Annotated in this window: 10 protein-coding genes; 5 read left to right on the forward strand and 5 right to left on the reverse strand. The window is 53.3% G+C overall.

Going from position 1 to position 18,470, the window contains the following annotated elements; genetic code table 11:
• Window positions 1–497 precede the first annotated feature (497 nt).
• Together VFA09_25990 and VFA09_25995 are read left to right on the forward strand one after the other, a co-directional pair.
• On the forward strand, window positions 498–3,554 hold the full coding sequence (locus tag VFA09_25990; protein ID HZU70752.1) for a Tn3 family transposase: 3,057 nt from the start codon (window positions 498–500) through the stop codon (window positions 3,552–3,554).
• A gap of 31 nt (window positions 3,555–3,585) precedes the next feature.
• A complete protein-coding gene (locus VFA09_25995; GenBank protein ID HZU70753.1) occupies window positions 3,586–4,431 on the forward strand; it encodes a hypothetical protein in 846 nt (281 codons plus the stop codon).
• A 1,366-nt stretch (window positions 4,432–5,797) separates the two neighbouring features.
• On the opposite strand, the gene VFA09_26000 is transcribed toward VFA09_25995, so the two are convergent.
• Together VFA09_26000 and VFA09_26005 are read right to left on the reverse strand one after the other, a co-directional pair.
• Entirely contained in the window at window positions 5,798–6,751 is a 954-nt protein-coding gene (locus tag VFA09_26000; GenBank protein HZU70754.1) for a tyrosine-type recombinase/integrase, read from the reverse strand.
• Window positions 6,752–7,034: 283 nt separating this feature from the next.
• Complete coding sequence (locus VFA09_26005) at window positions 7,035–7,199, reverse strand: hypothetical protein (GenBank protein ID HZU70755.1); 165 nt, start codon at window positions 7,197–7,199, stop codon at window positions 7,035–7,037.
• Here VFA09_26005 and VFA09_26010 point away from each other — a divergent pair.
• The 3 genes from VFA09_26010 (at window position 7,187) to VFA09_26020 (ending at window position 10,941) form a co-directional block, all read left to right on the forward strand.
• On the forward strand, window positions 7,187–8,107 hold the full coding sequence (locus VFA09_26010; protein HZU70756.1) for a hypothetical protein: 921 nt from the start codon (window positions 7,187–7,189) through the stop codon (window positions 8,105–8,107). The two genes, VFA09_26005 and VFA09_26010, sit on opposite strands and share 13 nt — an antisense overlap.
• A 13-nt stretch (window positions 8,108–8,120) precedes the next feature.
• A complete protein-coding gene (locus VFA09_26015; protein ID HZU70757.1) occupies window positions 8,121–9,263 on the forward strand; it encodes a hypothetical protein in 1,143 nt (380 codons plus the stop codon).
• 724 nt (window positions 9,264–9,987) lie between these two features.
• The gene (locus tag VFA09_26020) at window positions 9,988–10,941 is read left to right on the forward strand and encodes a tyrosine-type recombinase/integrase (GenBank protein HZU70758.1); all 954 of its coding nucleotides are present in this window, start codon (window positions 9,988–9,990) and stop codon (window positions 10,939–10,941) included.
• 97 nt (window positions 10,942–11,038) lie between these two features.
• Here the strand turns inward: VFA09_26020 and VFA09_26025 are convergent, their stop codons facing one another.
• From VFA09_26025 to VFA09_26035, 3 genes are all read right to left on the reverse strand, one after another.
• Window positions 11,039–11,623: a hypothetical protein gene (locus VFA09_26025; protein HZU70759.1), complete on the reverse strand. Its 585-nt coding sequence runs from the start codon at window positions 11,621–11,623 to the stop codon at window positions 11,039–11,041.
• A gap of 298 nt (window positions 11,624–11,921) precedes the next feature.
• Window positions 11,922–14,165, reverse strand: coding sequence for a hypothetical protein (locus tag VFA09_26030; GenBank protein ID HZU70760.1), 2,244 nt, complete (start codon window positions 14,163–14,165; stop codon window positions 11,922–11,924).
• Between the two features lie 1,315 nt (window positions 14,166–15,480).
• On the reverse strand, window positions 15,481–18,468 hold the full coding sequence (locus VFA09_26035) for a Tn3 family transposase (protein ID HZU70761.1): 2,988 nt from the start codon (window positions 18,466–18,468) through the stop codon (window positions 15,481–15,483).
• Window positions 18,469–18,470 lie beyond the last annotated feature (2 nt).

Genomic DNA, 18,470 nt, shown 5'->3' on the forward strand with positions numbered 1-18,470 from the left:
CTCGGCTTATGAATGCTTGCCCGAATAGCACTTCTTCGATAGAGTTTAGGCAAACGCAGCACAGAGAGTTACGGAATTAGAGCAACTGCGTCATCTTGTATATAGAAGTATATATATGTATGTTTGATTTAAAAAGGAAAGGGAACATATCGATGGCGAACACTCACAACTCTCTCGTATTTTTCGTAGCCACACGTATTCCGAACACGAGCATCCTCAAGATTTGTACTGAGGACGAATATTGGGCAAGAGGAGGACCGGACCAGATGCCCAACTGTTCCTGGGAGAAAGTTAGAGTTACTAGCAGGGAACAGATGGCAGCCTGGGTGAGTGCAAAAAGTCGTTGGTTAGTAGAAGCGTGGGGTGACCTGAATCGCCATTATAGCCTTCCTGACAGATCAATTGCGGAGAAACAAGAGAGTCTTCGCATCATGCGAGAATGTGAAGCCATTATGAAAAGTTTGCAGATTGCTCCGTGAGAGATTTTTGCACGAATCCTGGCCCTACGGCCTACCTCACATACGAGAGAGTCAAGGCATCGGATGAAACGTACCTGGGATATTGAAGAGTTAATTGAACATTTTACGCTGGTTCCTCCCGAGATGGAACTCCTCGGGAACAAGACCGGGGCAACACGTCTCGGCTTCGCGCTGCTGCTCAAATGCTTTCAGCTTGAAGGGCGATTCCCCGCCGCCAAACATGAGATTCCGCGATCTGTGATTGACTATGTTGCCCACCAGCTGAAGCTGGACGCAGCGCTCTTCAGCGAGTACGACTGGGAAGGGCGCACCATCACGAATCATCGCACGCAGATTCGCGAGCATTTCGCGTTCCGCGATGCCACCGCGTCGGATGGGGAGGAGGTGGCGAACTGGCTCGTCTCCACCGGTCAGGCAGCCGTACCCCACCTGGAGCGACTCAAGGCGATCGTGTACGCGCGCTTTCGTGAACTGCGTCTGCTTCCCCCAACACCAGAGCGCATCGAACGGCTCATCCACTCGGCATGTGCCACCGCTGAACAGCAGTTCTTTGTCGAGACCTTCGCACGACTCTCTGACACCTCCCGGACGCGGCTTGATGTATTGCTCAACAGTAGCCTGGAAGTAGAAGAGAGCGAGGAGATGGAGGCACCAGACGAGACAGGAGAAGATGCCGAGGAAGATGAGGAGACCATGCCACTCGACCATGTGACCTGGCATGACCTCAAGCTCAATCCCGGCCCCGTTGGGGTGAAAAGTGTGCGCCAGGAGCTCGCCAAGCTGCGCACCCTGGAGCACCTTAAACTACCAGAGGACCTCTTCGGCACTGTGCCGACCAGAATCCTTTCCCGCTATCGGCAGCGTGCCGCTACTGAGACTCTCCATGAGCTGCGCCGTCACCCTGATGCCACGCGCTACGCACTGCTGGCTGCATTTTGCTGGCAGCGCCGGCATGAGTTGCTTGATACCTTGATTGATCTCCTCCTGCTCATTATTCACAAGATTGGGACCCGTGCGGAAAAGCGGGTGGACAAAGAGCTGTTAGAGGACTTCAAGCGGGTCGACGGGAAAGGACGCTTGCTCTATCGGGTGGCTGAAGCCTCGCTTGCCCAGCCAGACGGAACGGTGCGTGAAGTGGTGTTCAAGGTGGTGGGAGAGCAGCGCCTCAAGGATATCGTCAAGGAATACAAAGCCAGCGGCAGCGCCTATCACGCACAGGTGCATACCGTCATGCGTGCCTCTTATCAAAGGCACTATCGCCAGGTCATCCCGCTCTTGCTATCTCTGCTCGACATTCGCTCCAACAACGACGTGCATCGCCCGGTGATCCAGGCCTTAGCGGTGGTCAAGCGGTACGCGCGGACCTCGCTTGTCTACTATCCACTCGACGAGCAGGTTCCCCTGGAAGATGTGGTGAAGCCGGGCTTCCGCGAGCTGGTGGAGGAGAAGGATGCGCAGGGAGAGCTGCGCATCAATCGCATCAATTATGAGCTGAGCGTTCTGGAAGCACTGCGCGAGAGGCTGCGCTGTCGAGAACTGTGGGTGGCCGGCGCCGGCAAATATGGCAACCCGGAAGATGACCTCCCGCAGGACTTTGACGAGCAGCGCGCCAGCTACTACCAGGCGCTCTCACTCCCGCAAGATGCGGAGAAATTTATCGAGGCGCTGCAAGCCGAGATGCGCGAGGCCCTGGCAGCCTTCAACCGCTCGCTTCCGCAGGAGAAGGTCCGCATCCTCGACAGAGGCGGCGGCTGGATCTCCCTATCCCCGCTGGAGCCACAAGAAGAGCCCAGGAACCTGGGCCGGCTCAAAGGGGAGATCGGCAGGCGCTGGCCGATGACGAGTTTGCTTGATATCTTAAAAGAGGCGGATTTGCGCCTTGATTTCACGCAGCACTTCAAAAGCCCTGGAACCCGTGAAGTCCTGGATCGCGAGGTACTGCGCAAGCGGCTGCTGCTCTGCCTCTACGCTATGGGGACCAATACCGGACTCAAACGGGTGAGCGTCGGCGAGCATGGGGAAGCCTACCAGGATCTCCTCTACGTGCGCCGGCGCTACATTCAGAAAGACCAGCTGCGTGCCGCTATAGCAGATGTGGCTAATGCCATCTTCCGTGTTCGTCGGGAAGACATCTGGGGAGAAGCTACCACGACCTGCGCCTCGGACTCCAAGCAATTTGGCTCCTGGGATCACAATTTGCTCACCGAGTGGCACTTGCGCTACGGTGGCAAGGGCATCATGATCTATTGGCATGTGGAGAAGCATGCCGTCTGTATCTACTCCCAGCTCAAGACGGTCTCCTCCTCCGAAGTGGCAGCGATGATCCAGGGAGTGATGCGCCACTGCACCGATATGCAAGTCCAGAAGCAGTTCGTGGACTCGCATGGGCAAAGCGAGATCGCCTTTGGCTTTTGCAGGCTGCTTGGTTTCGAGTTGATGCCCCGCCTCAAGAACATCTACGAACAGAAACTTTGCCTGGTGGATGCAGCCGATGCTGAACAGTATCCCAAACTGCGCTTGATTCTCTCGCGTGCCATCAACTGGGACCTGATCCGTCAGCAATATGATCAGATGGTCAAATACGCCACCGCGCTACGTCTGGGCACGGCGGAGACCGAAGCGATTTTGCGCCGCTTCACTCGCACCGGACTTGCCCATCCCACCTATCGGGCCTTCCTGGAACTAGGCAAGGCGGTCAAGACCATTTTTCTCTGTCGCTACTTATCCTCAGAGGCACTCAGGCGGGAGATTCATGAGGGACTCAACGTCATTGAGAACTGGAATGGGGCGACGGCCTTTATCTTCTATGGGCACGAAGGAGATTTCCAAACCAACCGGCTCGATGAGCAAGAGTTAGCAGCCCTTTCCCTCCATCTGCTCCAAATATGCCTTATCTATATTAATACCCTTTTGGTGCAACGGGTCCTGACTGAGCCGAAACACTTCCAAGCTATGCAGCCAGCAGACTGGCGTGGGTTAACACCGCTCTTCTATCAGCATGTCAATCCCTACGGAACCTTTCGCCTCGATATGAACGAGCGGATGCAGATTGACGAGGAAGAAGCAACCGCCTAATGAGTGTGAATTCAATAAATTAGGAGGGAAAATGATGCCTAACAAAATTTATTATTATGGTCCCCCTCCCAGTCGTGAAGACATGGAGCGTGGATTTAACGTCCTCAAATTTGGAATCGGCTGCCTGCTATTTGTCGGATTCTGGGGAATGGTGATAGGGGGATTGTGGTCGGCAATAGGAGCTTTTCTCAATCATGTTGGAGCAGGCGGCTTGATTAATCGCATTGGAGCCTTTTTTGAAGGTATAGGACAGCATAATACTACCGATCTACTTGTACTCCTTCTGCTCTTATCTCTGGTTTGTCTTGCCCTTTTCTGGGCGGTTTTCGTCATGAAAAGAAGGGAAAATAAAATCGGCTGCATAGCGTTTATAGCCCTCTGTCTTGTAATTCTGGTTGGAAGTATTGGCATTAGTGGATGGGAGCTTTTACAATCAGGGACAGCACATAGTAATGCAGTATCAATAAAGAGCAATGGATTGTATAAGGGTGAGTCTTGGACAGGCCAGTTAGATTTATATGGAGGGGGAGGGCAACACCTGATCCCGGCTACACTAACAATTCAATCGATAGAGGGTGGCGGTTTTAAGGGAACAATTAAGGAACCTTGTAGATTTCTTAGCGTAGGTGGGACTTTTGGGAGCAGTATATCCAAATTTAGTTCCGATGTCCAATCAGAGCTACAAGATGTGATTAGCAGCTATGGCGACGGTGAGTATGTAGAATTTACATTTAGTTCAGACACATGCCAGATCACACATGATATCGGTCAGTTCACATCAGTCTTGGGACAGAATGGAGAATTGAATGGTAATATCTACCCTTTAAATTATCCTTTTGGCTCAATCGGTACGTTTAACCTCCAGAAAGTTATATAGGGTGAGGGAACTAGCCTCGTCTAGCATCAGTTTACCCTACTTTTTCGAGTTAGCAAATGCCCTCTTAAGATGTAAAAGTTGTTCAGGAAAAGCAGATGTGCAACACGTTTGTAATCAGCCCAAAACAGTAAGAAATGGAGCGGAGCTCTGATTATCAAACCACACATTACTTCCATACGATCCCTGGCATGGTCACCGGATGGGACGCGTATTGTTTCGGGCGGTGGTTCAGATTCTTTTTTATATCCGCCGTGCCCGATATTGATATGGGAAGCTGTCGAGCCTCGTTCTCTGTTCCAGTCCAAAGGGCGAACCCTCATTACCTATGAAGGACATGGCGAGTATCAGGTAAATGCAGTAGCATGGTCGCCAGAGGGCAAATATATTGCATCTGGAAGTGAGAAACAGACTACAGCTCATGCAGAGACTCTTCAGGTCTGGAATGCCAACACCGGACAAATCACAATTGTCTATCGTGGTCATGATGATCAAAGTGTATATGCCTTGGCCTGGTCACCGGAAGGAAAACGGATTGCGATTGCCTTTGTAGGCCTAGCGCAGGTATGGGAAGTCGCCACTGGAAAGGTTCTAACAACTTATAGAGGCCATGATTCCTCACAAATGTCCACCTCAATACGCCCTCGGGTAGACTCCATTGCCTGGTCGCCGGATGGAAAGTACATTGCCTCCGCTACTCAATATGATAATTCCGTCGCAGTATGGGAAGCAGCTACCGGGATGCTCCAGTCTAAGTATAGGCACCACTGCCATGGAGTATGTTCCATATCCTGGTCCCCTGATGGAAAATTCATCGCAATAGGAAGCACCGATCGCGGAGTGTATATATGGGATGTCACTACACAAGTCATACGTTTGATGCATAGCCGTGCCGATGACAGGCGAGAGGAATTGGTAGTAGCCTGGTCGTCTGATGGTATGCGTATTGCTTCTAGCCTCCACAACAGCATAGAGATTTGGGATTCTTTGACAGGGAACACTCTTTTTACATATAACGGGCATCCACGTCTCAGTAAAGTGGATGCTTTGGCCTGGTCTCCTGATGGAAAACGGATTGCTTCTGGTGGAACCGATCGTCAAATACACGTATGGGAACCAAAGTAAAGATCGCAAAGATCAACACATTACTACTAGTATTCGGTGCAAAATGTCCTGGGAAGAAGATTGAGAGCAAGCAAGCGATGTAATAATGATGGGTTTTTCTTGTCCTATATAACTGAGGCTGATCTTGCCCTTTTTCTTCTTTCCCGCGCCTAAAAATCGAATGCGACGTGGTGTGTTTCTTATAACAAGGTAAACGCCTTCAAGTGGCGTACAAGACCTCTAGAGTGGCTTCACACTTCCAGGCCTAGCCCCTGAGTCCCTTTAACTTCTCTTTCACCTGGGCTCGACTGACCTGCGTATAGCGAGCCGTAGTCTGAATCGCAGGGGTCCCTTTGACCGTCACATGTCCGAGATAGTAGCCGATCTCTTCCAGCATCCATCCTGCTTCTCTTGCTCGATGGGCAAAATCATGCCGCAGATCATGAAACGAGAGGTCAGCAATCAGTTCCCATTGCTCCTTATTTGCCTGCCGTTTCAGCGACCGGAACCAGTGATGAATGCCCGCCTCGGTCAACTGTGCGTGACGCTGCGACGTAAAAACATATGGACTTTCGGGATCACGACCACCGTGTCGAAGATAGTCATAGAGGGGATGCCTCGCTTCATTGAGCAGATCAATATCACGGAACTTCTCCCCTTTGTGTCCCACATGGAGCCACCCAATCTTCGGCCCGATATGGGCATGCTCCATGCGTAAATATGCGATGTCGCTCACGCGGCACCCCGCCCAGTACCCCAGGGCGAAGATCGCTTTGCCGCGAAGGTCCCCATCTTTTTCAATGAGGCTACGCAAGACAAAGCGCTGATCCGGTGACAGGATTCGGGGAGCAAGCTGCTGCTGGACCTTGATTTCTACCCCACGGGTTGGGTTCCGCCTCAGTACCTCTTTGTCTTCAATCAACCATTGGCAAAAATGATTGATGACCGACTTGACACGGGTGCAGTGGCTCACGCTATAACCCTGCTCCTTGAGTGAAGAGAGATACAACTCCACTGAGGTCTGGGTCAACTGAGTCGGCTCGAAGTGTCTTCCATGCCCTGGCCGCTCGGCGATCCACTGCGTACATTGGCGGAGAATACGCAGATAGGCATCAATAGTGGCGGCATCTTTCTGCGCCAGTCGCGCTTGACGATACCCCTCAATCCACACCTCCGCTCCTGATTGAGGGAAGGGAATCACGTTTGAGGACGCACTCATTTGTTGTCATCTTCCCCTTGAAATATTTCTGGTACGTGTTTTTGCGCTCCATTTTTGGAGAGCGATCAACACTAATACTCCCTCTCTGAGCACACATTCGCCAAAATAGAATTGCCACTCATCGAGAAACTGGTAGCAGAAACTACTTTCTGGTACATCTTTTCTGCTACGAGTCAGTATAGCAGGGGCTGAACGAAAAGACAAGAGAGGCGATGTCATAGAAACAAACACCTGCTCCTTTAGAAAAGCTCATCAGCTACTTTGCGGGCTATGACAGTCTCGCTCATTTTACCCCTACGACTTTGCCTGGTACTTCTGCCATGACCAGGATGTCTACGACAACGTGATCGCCGCGCGACGGGATCATCTCCGGACCGATGACGAGCGCAAGCGCATTCGCATCCAGCTCGTCGAAAAGGAGAAAGGATGAGCGCGATGGCAGACCCACCAAACCACCTCTCGCAACAATCGCTGGCACCCTCGCCCACATCCTCCAACCGGCGCGCCAAGTGGGTCACGTTCGCCAGATGGACAGGCATCCTCGCCTTGTTTTACCTCCTCGGTCCCGTTGTCTTCTTCGGTCGCGACACGCAGCAGAAAGCCGGTGGGCGCGTCTGGCAAGCGGGGGAACGCTGGGGGCATGTCTCCTGCTCCGCTTACCTCTCGCTGCTCTGGTATGTCCCGGTGGTGGTGTTTCATAGCGCGCTGGCCGGATTCTGGCTTGCCATCTTTGAAGGCCTCGCTGCGCTGCTCCACCTCTCTTTCTTGAGCGTTCTGGGAGGGGTGGCCTTCTGGCTGCCTGTCCCGTCCAGCATGCTGCTGCGCTGGGTGCTGGCGCTGCCGCTCACCTCCTGGATCGCACTCCTGCTCGAAGAGATCCGGCCACAGATCACCTGGGTAGCGAAGCGCGTGGTCTCGCCCGACGAACACCTGCACCTGGCCGCTGAGCAGGAGGCCCTAGAGAAAAAACGCCAGGCGGCCCTCGCGCGCAGTACTTCTCGGGCGCAACTCACGGCGAGCAGGCGGCCTGCCTCCACGGATAAGCGGCCTCGCCCATCCACCGCAGGGGCGGCAAAACCGGCGACTCCACAGGCTTCGCCTACAGGCTCGCTATGGGATCAGATCGATTGGAGCCAGGTGCCAGATGACCACCCGCTGAAACAGGCCGCCTTCGAGGAAGCAGAGCGGCAGGCAGCAGTGCGCCGCAACGCTGAACGCACACGCTCAGTACTCTCCCAAATGGAAAAGCAGGAAGCCCGAACTCCGCCGGGGCAAGGCGCGACCAACGAACCGGCCTCTCCCCAAGCTCCAGCCTACAACTGGGACGAGGGTGAGGGAACCGTCACCGAGAGCTAGAAAGGAGTGCATCATGCGAAAGGCGGCAGCGGAACAGAAGAGCAACCAGGAAGCCCTCTACGCGCGCCAGGTCCAAGCAGCCAGTTGCATGGGCGCGTTCTTGTCGTTCTTTGTCGGAGCCTGCCTCGCTCCTTTTGTGTGGGCTGCACTCGCCTGGGGGTTCCATTGGCTCGGCTGGAAAGTCTTCGGAGGGGCCGAACCTGGAATCTTTCATGGCCTCCTCGATTTCATAGCTGCGCCGAGCCTGGGTGTTGGCCTGATCTGGCTGCTGTACTACATCGTGGGCTATGCTGCCTCGCTTTGGCGGCTCTCACCGCGCGAGAAAGCGCAGCTCGAGGCGCAGGTCGCTCAATCGATGGCAACCTCCTCTCGCCTTGGGACCGAGCGCGAAGAGGAGGAAGACGACGAGTGGGCTGATCCCCTGGGACTGGCCCCTCCTGCATCCTCGCGCAAAAGGAAACCGATCCTCTCGCGCGCTATTCCGGGGGAGTTGAAGCACCAGTTGGTGGAGCGCTGCTATGAGGAGTACCGCAAGGCGCTCCAGCGCTACGATCCACCGCCGGTTGACCTGAGAACGCCAGAGACCTTTGAGTACGCGAAAGGGGTCCACCTCGGATGGAACATGAAGGACATGCTGCCCATTCTCCCAGAGGAACTGCTCGAACCTTCGCGTATCCATCTCCTGCTGGCCCCGCTGGCGCAGCATCTGGCGTGGTACAACACCACTGATCCAGACCGTATGGTGCTGCGCGACTTTCCCGATTTCGTCCCCTGGCCGTGGCTGTTGTATCCTACCGGCAACTGTCTCTGGCTACCGGTCATGGTCAGGCATCACCTGGAGATACCGACGTATCTGGCCGAGCAGGAGGTACAACGCGAGCAAGTTCACCAGGCATTGCAGTTCACCTGCTACCTGGGGCAGGGACCCGCTCTGGAGCATCTCTATCGGCGGCTGCAGGCAGAATTGGAACGCCGGGGATTGGAGGACCAGAGCTTTCCCACGCTCAACGAACGGATCGGCTACCTGGAAGTACTCAATAGGCAGGAACGCGAGCAAATGCGCCAGCTCGGCCTCACGCCACAAGAGCCGCCGCTGGTGAAAGGGGAGATTCCAGCGCAACTCTACCCTGGAAGAACACGGAAACGAGAACGGTAGGGAATCACCATCAGCCCAGAACCAACCGTACCTTCGCAACTTTCCGGGCAGGTTCGCGCGTACCCTCGTGCTCGGGGCAGGTCGCGCATCACATCCCCCAGCTCGCGCACGCGTTGTGACGCGACTTTCGGCATCACATGTGCTGGCCAGGCCTCCATCTGTGACACCGACATCGCGCCACAGCACGCGGCCCTCACCCGAATCGCTTGTTTCTCTGTCTGACAGGCCCGAATGAGGTGTCTGACACCTGCTTCCTTCTCCTTCATCCCTGCGCCACAAGCGCGCCACGACGGAGTGTGACTCCGGATGTTCCGTCACATTCGCGGCGCCGGCGCGCCACTGTGACAGCAGATCGCACGTCACAGTTCACCAGGTCCCGCACAAGCGTGACGCCAGGTCTGGGGTCACACTATGGAGGGGTAAAATGCGCGACGGTGACATGCGGGGCAAGATAGCCGTCTACTTGCTTTCTCCATCACCTGACCATTTTTCCCACAAACTGCGTTCCACTTGCCTTTTCCCCGTTTCCCTGCTACACTGACTCGTAGCAGAAAACTCGCGGCAGAAGGTACCTTCTGCCGCGAGTTGAACGAGGAAGAAGAGGCAGAGAGGAATCGGTTCACGCTCAAATCCTCTTTGGCGTTCTGAAGTTTTTTCTTGTTCACTGGAAAAATGAGCGAGCAAAACTCGCGGCAGAAAATTTTGAAGGGAGAAATGAGCGAGAATGAGGGAACCATCAAACGTTATTCCTTTCCCTCACTCAGGGGCCGAGGAATGGGTTAGAGCATTTCACCAGGCCTGTCTTCTACAGAAGGACGAGGCGACGATTGACGCGTATCGGCGTATTCTTCGCCAGTTTACCACCTGGGTTGCCGGGCGACCTGGGCATGGCAAGCAGTTCCGTCCTGAGCAGCTGACAAGAACGGTAGTAGAAGTCTACCTGTCTGAGCTCCAAGAGTGTGGATACAGCGTGAGCCATCGCATCCGTGTCAAATCGGTCATCAAACACTTCTCCCAATGGCTGATCGACGAGCATGGGGTACTCGGGCGCAACCCGACCAGCGGGATAGAAATACGGGCCGAGTCTCGGCTTGCTCCTCGCATTCTTTCTCCAGACCAGCGCTTTGTGCTGCGCAACCTTGTCGAGAAGTCTGATGACCCGCGCGGCAAGGCCCTCTTTGCCTTGGGCTACTGGGCAGGGTGCCGGGTTAGCGACGCCGCCTATCTCTTGATGGAACACACGCATATCGGGCCGAAGATCGGTTGGCTGCACGTGGGACACAAAGGCGAGAAATTCCGCGATATTGACCTGTTGAACGAAGCACGCCGTCCACTGTATGACTACCTTCAGCATGGGGGGCGTGACAAGGCCAGTCCGTATGTCTTTACCTCCCAGAGGAGTCCAAGGCTTTCAGAAGATGGGATTCACCACTGGTTCCGCACGCTCAAAGGACAAGCGAACAAGGAGGAGTGGGAACTTGTCGCTGACCTCACCTTCCATGATCTCCGCCATGATTTCGCCCATCGCGCACGTGAGGCTGGCTGGACACTTGAAGAGGTTGCTTATTATCTCGGGCATGTGACTCTGAAGGGTACCCCTGCCATCCAAACCACGGTGCGCTATACGCAAGTCAGCCGGGCGCAGGTGAAAGAAAAACTCAGGCTGCTGAAAGGATAGGGTCTGAGCAGTCCAGGTAAAAACAAGAAAGTCCTCCTCCTCTCAGTAAAAGCTTTCTTGTTTTGAGTTGGAGCGAGTGAGTTCCGCGTTGGCTTTTTCACTCCAGACCTTGAATGGTGATTGACCAGGAAGCTTGAGTCTCGACATAGAGATAGAAGTGACCCGACTGGTATTCTTCAGCGCTGCCAGAGACGCCAGGGCTGATGGTTGTTTGACAATTGTGTACACCCATTGGCCCGCCTAAGAGATTACCATTCCAGGTATATGGATAGACCAGCACACTATAATCTCCACCGTATGGAGCCGGAGCGTTCAGGGGGCATTGATTCACGATAATCTTCCAGTCGCCTGGCGCTGCGAATACAGAAGTCCTATAATCGCCTCTGTGAGTAAACGTGTCCAGCGTTTTCCATGTTGGTCCTTGCGAAGCTGGCTTGCTTGTTACGGAAACTCCCCCGTTGTTCATAGCAGCACCAGACATCAATGCTTTAGTAAGCCCACCGCCAACGACAAGCACTCCAACGATGAGGATGAGTAATGCCCACAACGGAAGGCTTACCCTCTTTGGCGGAGAAGGTGGTTGCTGTTGGTATGATGGTTGATACTGGTTTGGTTGTGGCTGCGTTCCCCACCTCGGATCATAAGACCGCCCCGTATATGGTGATTGTGGTTGTTCGTTCATGATTGCTTGCCCTCTCGAAAACACGGGTATAAACAAAGTGTTCAAGTAGTCTTCCTCAGAAGATGAGGTTGAGATTATATTGAGCATGCTCACTTGCATCTCTTCCGTCAAATCCCTCCATAACAACAGGAGAACAGCTCGTTTGTCTTCACTCCCTATGCCAAAATCTACTATTCGCTCCTTCAATTCTTTATTATCAATGCAATGCCCATGTGTGGAAAGGGAAGAACGGTTACAATTCGGTTATGAACAGGTTAAGATTTGCCTCCATAAGAGGCAAAAATCTGCCCCTGTTGGCTCACGACGTTCCTTTCCAAATCGTTCCTGTATGAGAACCAGGAGCGTTTCTCATCGCATAACATACTTGCGCGGTTGGACACTGTATACCCTCGGTATTCATATCTACCTGGTTGAACTGCCATGTCATCCCACCATCTTGTGTGATGTCAAAACCTCCCTGCGCTCCCAGGTAACAGACACGATCACTGGTACAAACAGCACTGGTAGCCAGAGGAGGATTTGCAGCTGTTATGGCTATCCAGGATTGTCCGCCATCATGTGACGCTTCAAGATTACAGGGTACCTGGAAACCGCAATCCTCGGTCGAAGTCACGATGAGTTGGGAACCTGCATAAAATAGAGCCGGTCCATTGTACATGGATGCGGTAAATGTTGCCGGACTCTGGGTCCAACTCTGTCCCCCATTATCAGTAAGCCATAATGCATAGGCTTGTTGAGGTTCACCTGCTGAGTTGTTTTCGGGCATTCCTCTTGCCGCCAACACGATGCATGAAGACGCATCTAAGCAATCAAAAGAGACCAGAGGATCGGTCGTTGATGGAGAAATATCAACGACCGATCCTCCCGCAATGGAGCTTTGATACAGATGCGGACCGGAATTGGGACTGTTGCTTTCAGCGTACAAGAAATAACAGGCACGCTGAGAAAAGCATTGAACGTTCGTTACTGCTGTCCAGGGAATACGTGAAGATGAGGATGGTAGACGTGCCCAATGTCCGCCACCATCACTCGTTTCATCAACAAAGCCAGCGTTGACAACTCCACCACCTTCACCGGTCGCATAACCCCAGGTGATGCAGCTGTCTGCCTGGAAACACTTGAGGAACACATGCGGAGCACAAAAAGAACCACAATTCAAGCTCGACAGCTCCGACGAGAGGTCAAGTACCGGCACCCAATCATTTCCCGCGTCGGTGGTTTTCATCATCAATCCAGTAGTAGTGAGCATATAGCAGGTAGCCACAACCGGGCAATCGAGAGCCTGAACTCCTCCTGAGCTGTTACTCGTTACAGGGGTGATATTACTCCAATGCTTAATGACCGCTCGATTTTCATAGTCATAGACGGTCTGACCATAATAGTCACTCACATGTGAGATCATCGCATGTGGGTCATCATATAAAGCGGTGGCAGAGTTCGAGCCTTGCATATAATGGATATGCATGCTGTCCTGCTGTACGTAGTCTACTGAAAACTCGATGGAACCACTCGGCATTTGCGCTAAATTGACTGGCAGTTCGGAGTAGAGGGATCTCTGTAATCCCCTTCCATCCAATGTTGAAACATTTTCCACAAGCGGGGCACGATGGGTATACCAGCTTTGTGCTGAAATAGCGACTTGACCAATTCCAAACGCAGGAGAGAACACATAGACCCGGACGATGACGGAGAGTGGAGTGGTCTTACCGGGTGTTGTGACGGAGATCGCAACAGATGGAGCAAGAGCCAGGATATAGGCAAGTTGTTTGATGGCCTCTGTACTGGTTAAGATGGCTCCATGTCCGGCTGGAAATCCGTCATGCGGATGAATCGGGAATGAGAATGCTTGTTGAAACGCTCCAACCACAAACTGCGTTGACTCTTCATCTTGTGCTATCGTATGATTGCCTGGATTGGGAAGGCAGAGCGCTAAGTGGTACAGGCAATCCTGCGTATTACCGAAAGTGTAGACAGACGTCCCCATGGCCGAGAGAATATGCACTACACCTGTTGCGAACGTCTTATCTTTGGCAATCGCATTGAGCCGAAGAGCAACAGATGCTCCAAAATAAGCCAGGGATTTGAAATGGCAAGCACCTGGCAGTTGCTGATCACCGAGAAATGCAAGCGTATCTGAGCTAAAGCCGTGTAACGGGCTATCAATCGTGACGATTTTGGTAATCAGGCCAGGCTGGTTCTTGTGGGCATCAACATAGTCAAGACCGCCCAGCAGGGCAACCAATCCGCCGAGACTGTGACCGACTAACTCAAAGTGAGCATTTGGGTATACTTGGCGATAGGTGTCTAAGAGATAAGCGAGCGATTGGCTGTCCTGCTCAAGTGAGCTACCGTTCGGTTGGCAGCTCGTGTAATTTTCAGGTATCCAGTGTCCAGACTCCATCTTTCCACTTGGTTTGCTTGAGCTGTATGTGTAGCTATACTCAGCGATATCAAGTTGCGAATTGGAGCTACCTGCACTTGCTCCATTACATCTATGAGCATACGGATTGGTGTATCCGTACTGCTGAACCAGTTGATCCATGAGGGGACCAAATCCCTCTAATTGGCAATTAGTTATGGATGTATTGAGGCCACCTAACAACACAACCACATTTCGCGGTGAGTTATTCACCACCGGCTGTTGAGAATTACAGGCAGGTAAGGCGCTACCAAATAGGAGAATCAGGAGAGTAACCATGCCGAATCGAAATTGTCTGCTGGATAAGCGCCCATTCCACATACTTCTACTATACTTCATGTTTTCATCTGCTCCATAATAGATACATGTGTTTCATAGAGAATCGCCTTATGATGGCAAACTCAAGACATGTGGAAGGATTCCGGTAAGCCATAAAAAGACATATAGCCAATTACCCACACAGGTATCCGATTAGTGATATTATTACCAATCACCAGGGCCATACGGTTCCGAATCAGAGCCAGGTTTAGGCTCACGCTCTCCGAATAATCTGCATTGTTCCGCACGCTGTTCGCTTAGTACTCGCTCGAGTCTAGCTCCGGCCCCTCCCCATTGAAGTCGATATTCCTCATTTGCTCGCGCAAGGGCAGCGTGTATTTCCTCATCGCTATATCCTAAACTCGCCAAGTAAGCTGCTGGTGAGCGTATTCCATTGTCAGGATCAAGTGCCTTTCGCGCTAGAGCAATGGCCGACTTTTGCCTGCGTTCTGCTTCTGTTTCCACTACAGCTTTGCTTCCGCGGTTTGGAAGTCTACGAATACCGCTACTGAGACACGCCAAACCAGCGATAAACATCACCAGGAATGTACAGCCTGCTACTGCAAGGTTCCCCCATATCTGATTGACACCCGGGCCTTCCTCAACAAGGAGTGATGCCGGTGCAATGCCCATAGTTGCATGCGAGGCGAGCGTACACAGGCATATGAATGCACCAGGAACCAAAAGAATCCCGAAGAGAATCAAGACAATGGCTGTGGCAAAACCGTGATTTTCATGTGAACTGCGTCTGTCATTCATAAAAGAGTTTCTCTCAGGTGAATGTGGCGATGCTTCTCCGCTGTTTTCATCGATCGTGAAATGTTGCCAGAACCGTGCATTGAAGAGCCACTCTAACTACTTCTTCTCATTTCAACGAATAAAAAAAATGGCCTCGCTATCATAACGGGCTATGCTTCAAAATGTAAATGCACTGATATTTTTAGGACTTTCTTCCCTTGATTCTATGCGTTTGCCAGTACCAATGCTTGGAGGAGAACATTTTTAGGCCATCCCTCAAGCCAATGCTGAACAGGCTCATACGAGTCCTTGGTCCAGTATAATGATATGGGCAGGCAATACCTGTGCGGAAGAGACTTCGTCTTGCCCTCCGAAGAACTCCTCACGCCGATAGTGCTTCCTCGATCGGTATTCGTTCAGCCAGGTCCAGACGGAACGTCCCATAGGGCGTCACATGACTGTAGATAAGCGGGGTGAGGGCACGCAAATCCTCCTTCTTCATCTGCTGGAACTGCCTGGGATCTGAGAGGACTTGCTGGATGAGCAACGTATTGACGTAGACCAAGCAGATTTGCAATAAGTGGAGCGAGAGTGCCGCCAACTCTTGCTCATCGAGACGGTTGGTGGCAAAATCACCGCTCTTGCCGTAAAAGATGAAACTGTTGGCCCCATTCCAGTTCTCAATGACGTTGAGCCCCTCGTGGATCTCCCGCCTGAGTGCCTCTGATTCTAAGTAGCGGCAGAGGAAGAGGGTTTTGACCGCCTTGCCAAGCTCCGCAAAGGCTTGATAGGTCGGATGTTGCAAACCCGTCTGCGTAAAGCGGCGCAGGATCGCCTCGGTCTCTGCCGTCCCCAGCCGCAGCGCAGTCGCATACTTGATCATCTGGTCGTACTGCTCGGTGATGAGGTCCCAGTTGATGGGCCGCGAGAGAATAAGCTGGAGATTGGGGTAGGCCTCTGGTTCTCCAGACTTTGGTCGATAGAGGCGTTGGGCATAGATGTTTTTGAGTCGAGGCATCAGCTCAAAGCCCAGGAGCCGACAGAATCCAAAGGCGACCTCATTCTGACCATGCGTATCGACGAACTGCTTTTCGATCTTCATCTCGGTACAATGCCGCAGCACACCTTTGATCATAGCTGCCACCTCCGAAGAGGAGCAGGTTTTGAGTTGGGAGTAAATGCAGGTCGCGTGTTTTTCGACGTGCCAGTAGATCATCACGCCCTTGCCCCCATAGCGCAGATGCCACTCGGTCATCAAGTTCTGATCCCAGGCCCCAAATTGCGTCGAGTCCGAGGCACAGGTCGTCGTCCCCTCGCCCCAAATGTGGGGCAAGCGTGCCTGGAAGATGGCGTTGGCGACATCGATGATGGCCGCACGCAACTGGTCCTGGTGCAGGTAGCGGCGACGTGTGTAGAGGAGTTCCTGGTAGCTTTGCCCATGATCGCCCATGCTGACGCGTTTGATCCCGGTATTGGTCCCCAATCCATAGAGACACAACAGCAAACGTTTCTGCAAGGTCTCCCGGTCGAGTTTTTCGCGGGAGGCGGGACTCTTGAAGTGCTGGGTGAACCCGATGCGCAGGTCTGCCTCCTTCAAGATGTCGAGCAAATTCGTCATGCCCCAGCGCCGCTGGATTTCTGCTTTCAATTTGCGCAAGTACTGTGGTTCAGCTTGGGGCTCCAGCGGCGAGAGATGGATCCACCCGCCGTTCTTCTCTAAGAGACGCACCTTGGGAGCAAGCTTGGGCAGCGCGTGGTCGAAGGACTCCAGCGCGGCGATCATTTCGGCTTGCAGAGATGCAACGAACGCCTTCGCCTTTTCGGGGAGATTCAGCGCTTTGTAATACTCCTCTCGCTTCTCCTCAAAGTCTTTGGGCAGATCATCGTCGGGATTGCGGTATTTGTTGGCCCCCTCCACCCATAGCTCACGGCAGCGCAGGCCATCGCGTAAGGCATCCAGGACACAGAGTTCATAGTTCACCCGATTGATGCGTTGCTCACCGTCCTTCTTCTCGACCACCAACTCCCGCCACATCGCGCGTACCACACCATCAAGGGGTACCTCCTCATCGGCAGGATAATAGGCACCAGGCGTGCCTGCATACCGTTTGATCAGATCCAGGGCACGCACGACGGGCTGGTGTTGGGTGTTGGTGGAGCGCACCTGAAGCATATTGACTAAAAGCGGCACCATGCGGCGGTAATGGTCACGATAGGAGGAGCGCATGTGCAGGTAGACTTGCTGCTGGTAGCTGCCCTTGGTCTTGAACTCCGTGATCACGGCTTGGCAGGTGGCCTCGCTCATGACCGGAAAGATCCCCTCGCGAATGGTTTCTTCAGGATGGGCAAGCGCAGCTTCGGCTACTTGGCACAATAGGCGTGGTTTATTATCGACCCGTGCTTCATCGATATGCTGCTTACTGACTCGTTTATCTGCCCTGGCACCGATGCGATGGACGACCAAGAGCAAGAGGTCCACCAGGCTGTCAGTCACTTCGGCTGTACGCTGGAGGCAGAAAGCGGCAAGCAGCGTATAGCGCGTGGCGTCAGGATGTCGCCGTAGTTCGTAAAGCGTCTCCGTCGCCGCACGCTGTCGGTAGAGGGTAATCACTGCAGGCGACACATCCCCAAAAAGGTCGGCAGGCAGCGCTAACTGTGAGAGCATGCGCAGCTTGTCAATCTCAGAGAGGACGCTTTCCAGCCCGACTGCCCCTGGGTTGGTTTTCAAATCCCTCCAGGTAATGACTTCGCGACGGGGCCCACCTGTGGAGGATGGCTCATCATCGGCTGGCTCGTCCTGATCCTCCATCTGTATGCTCCGGTCAAGCAACGCATCGAGGCGGGTGCGCGTCTCTGGAGAAAGACGCTGCAAGGCGTTGGCAAACAGGGCTTGTTCATAGGTCGCGCAGGCGGAGTGTATCAGACGCTCGATACGATCCGCGGTGGGAGGCTCGATCTTGCGTTCACGAAACTCGGTGAGTACCTTGGCTTTGAGATGATCGATATGCTGATCCCTCGACAAGTGCGTGTTGACGAGCCAGGCAGATATGGCATCGCTATCAGCAGCCGTGGCTTCGCGGAACCCCAACTCCTCTCGGATTTGAGCACGATGCAATTTGATCGTGCGGCCCTCCCAGTCATACTGCTGGAACAAGGCCGCATCCAGTTTCAATTGGTGAGCAAGGTAGTCCACGACGGAGCGGGGGATCTCATATTTCGCATGGGGAAAGCGCCCTTCCAGTTGAAAGCACTTGAGCAGGATGGCGCAGCCCAGGCGCGTTGCGCCAGTCTTATTCGTGAGAATCTTCAGGTCATCTTCCACGAGCGTGAAGTGTTCAATCAATTCTTCAATGTCCCATTGGCGTTTCATCT

This window comes from Ktedonobacteraceae bacterium (assembly GCA_035653615.1).
Lineage (GTDB): Bacteria > Chloroflexota > Ktedonobacteria > Ktedonobacterales > Ktedonobacteraceae > DASRBN01.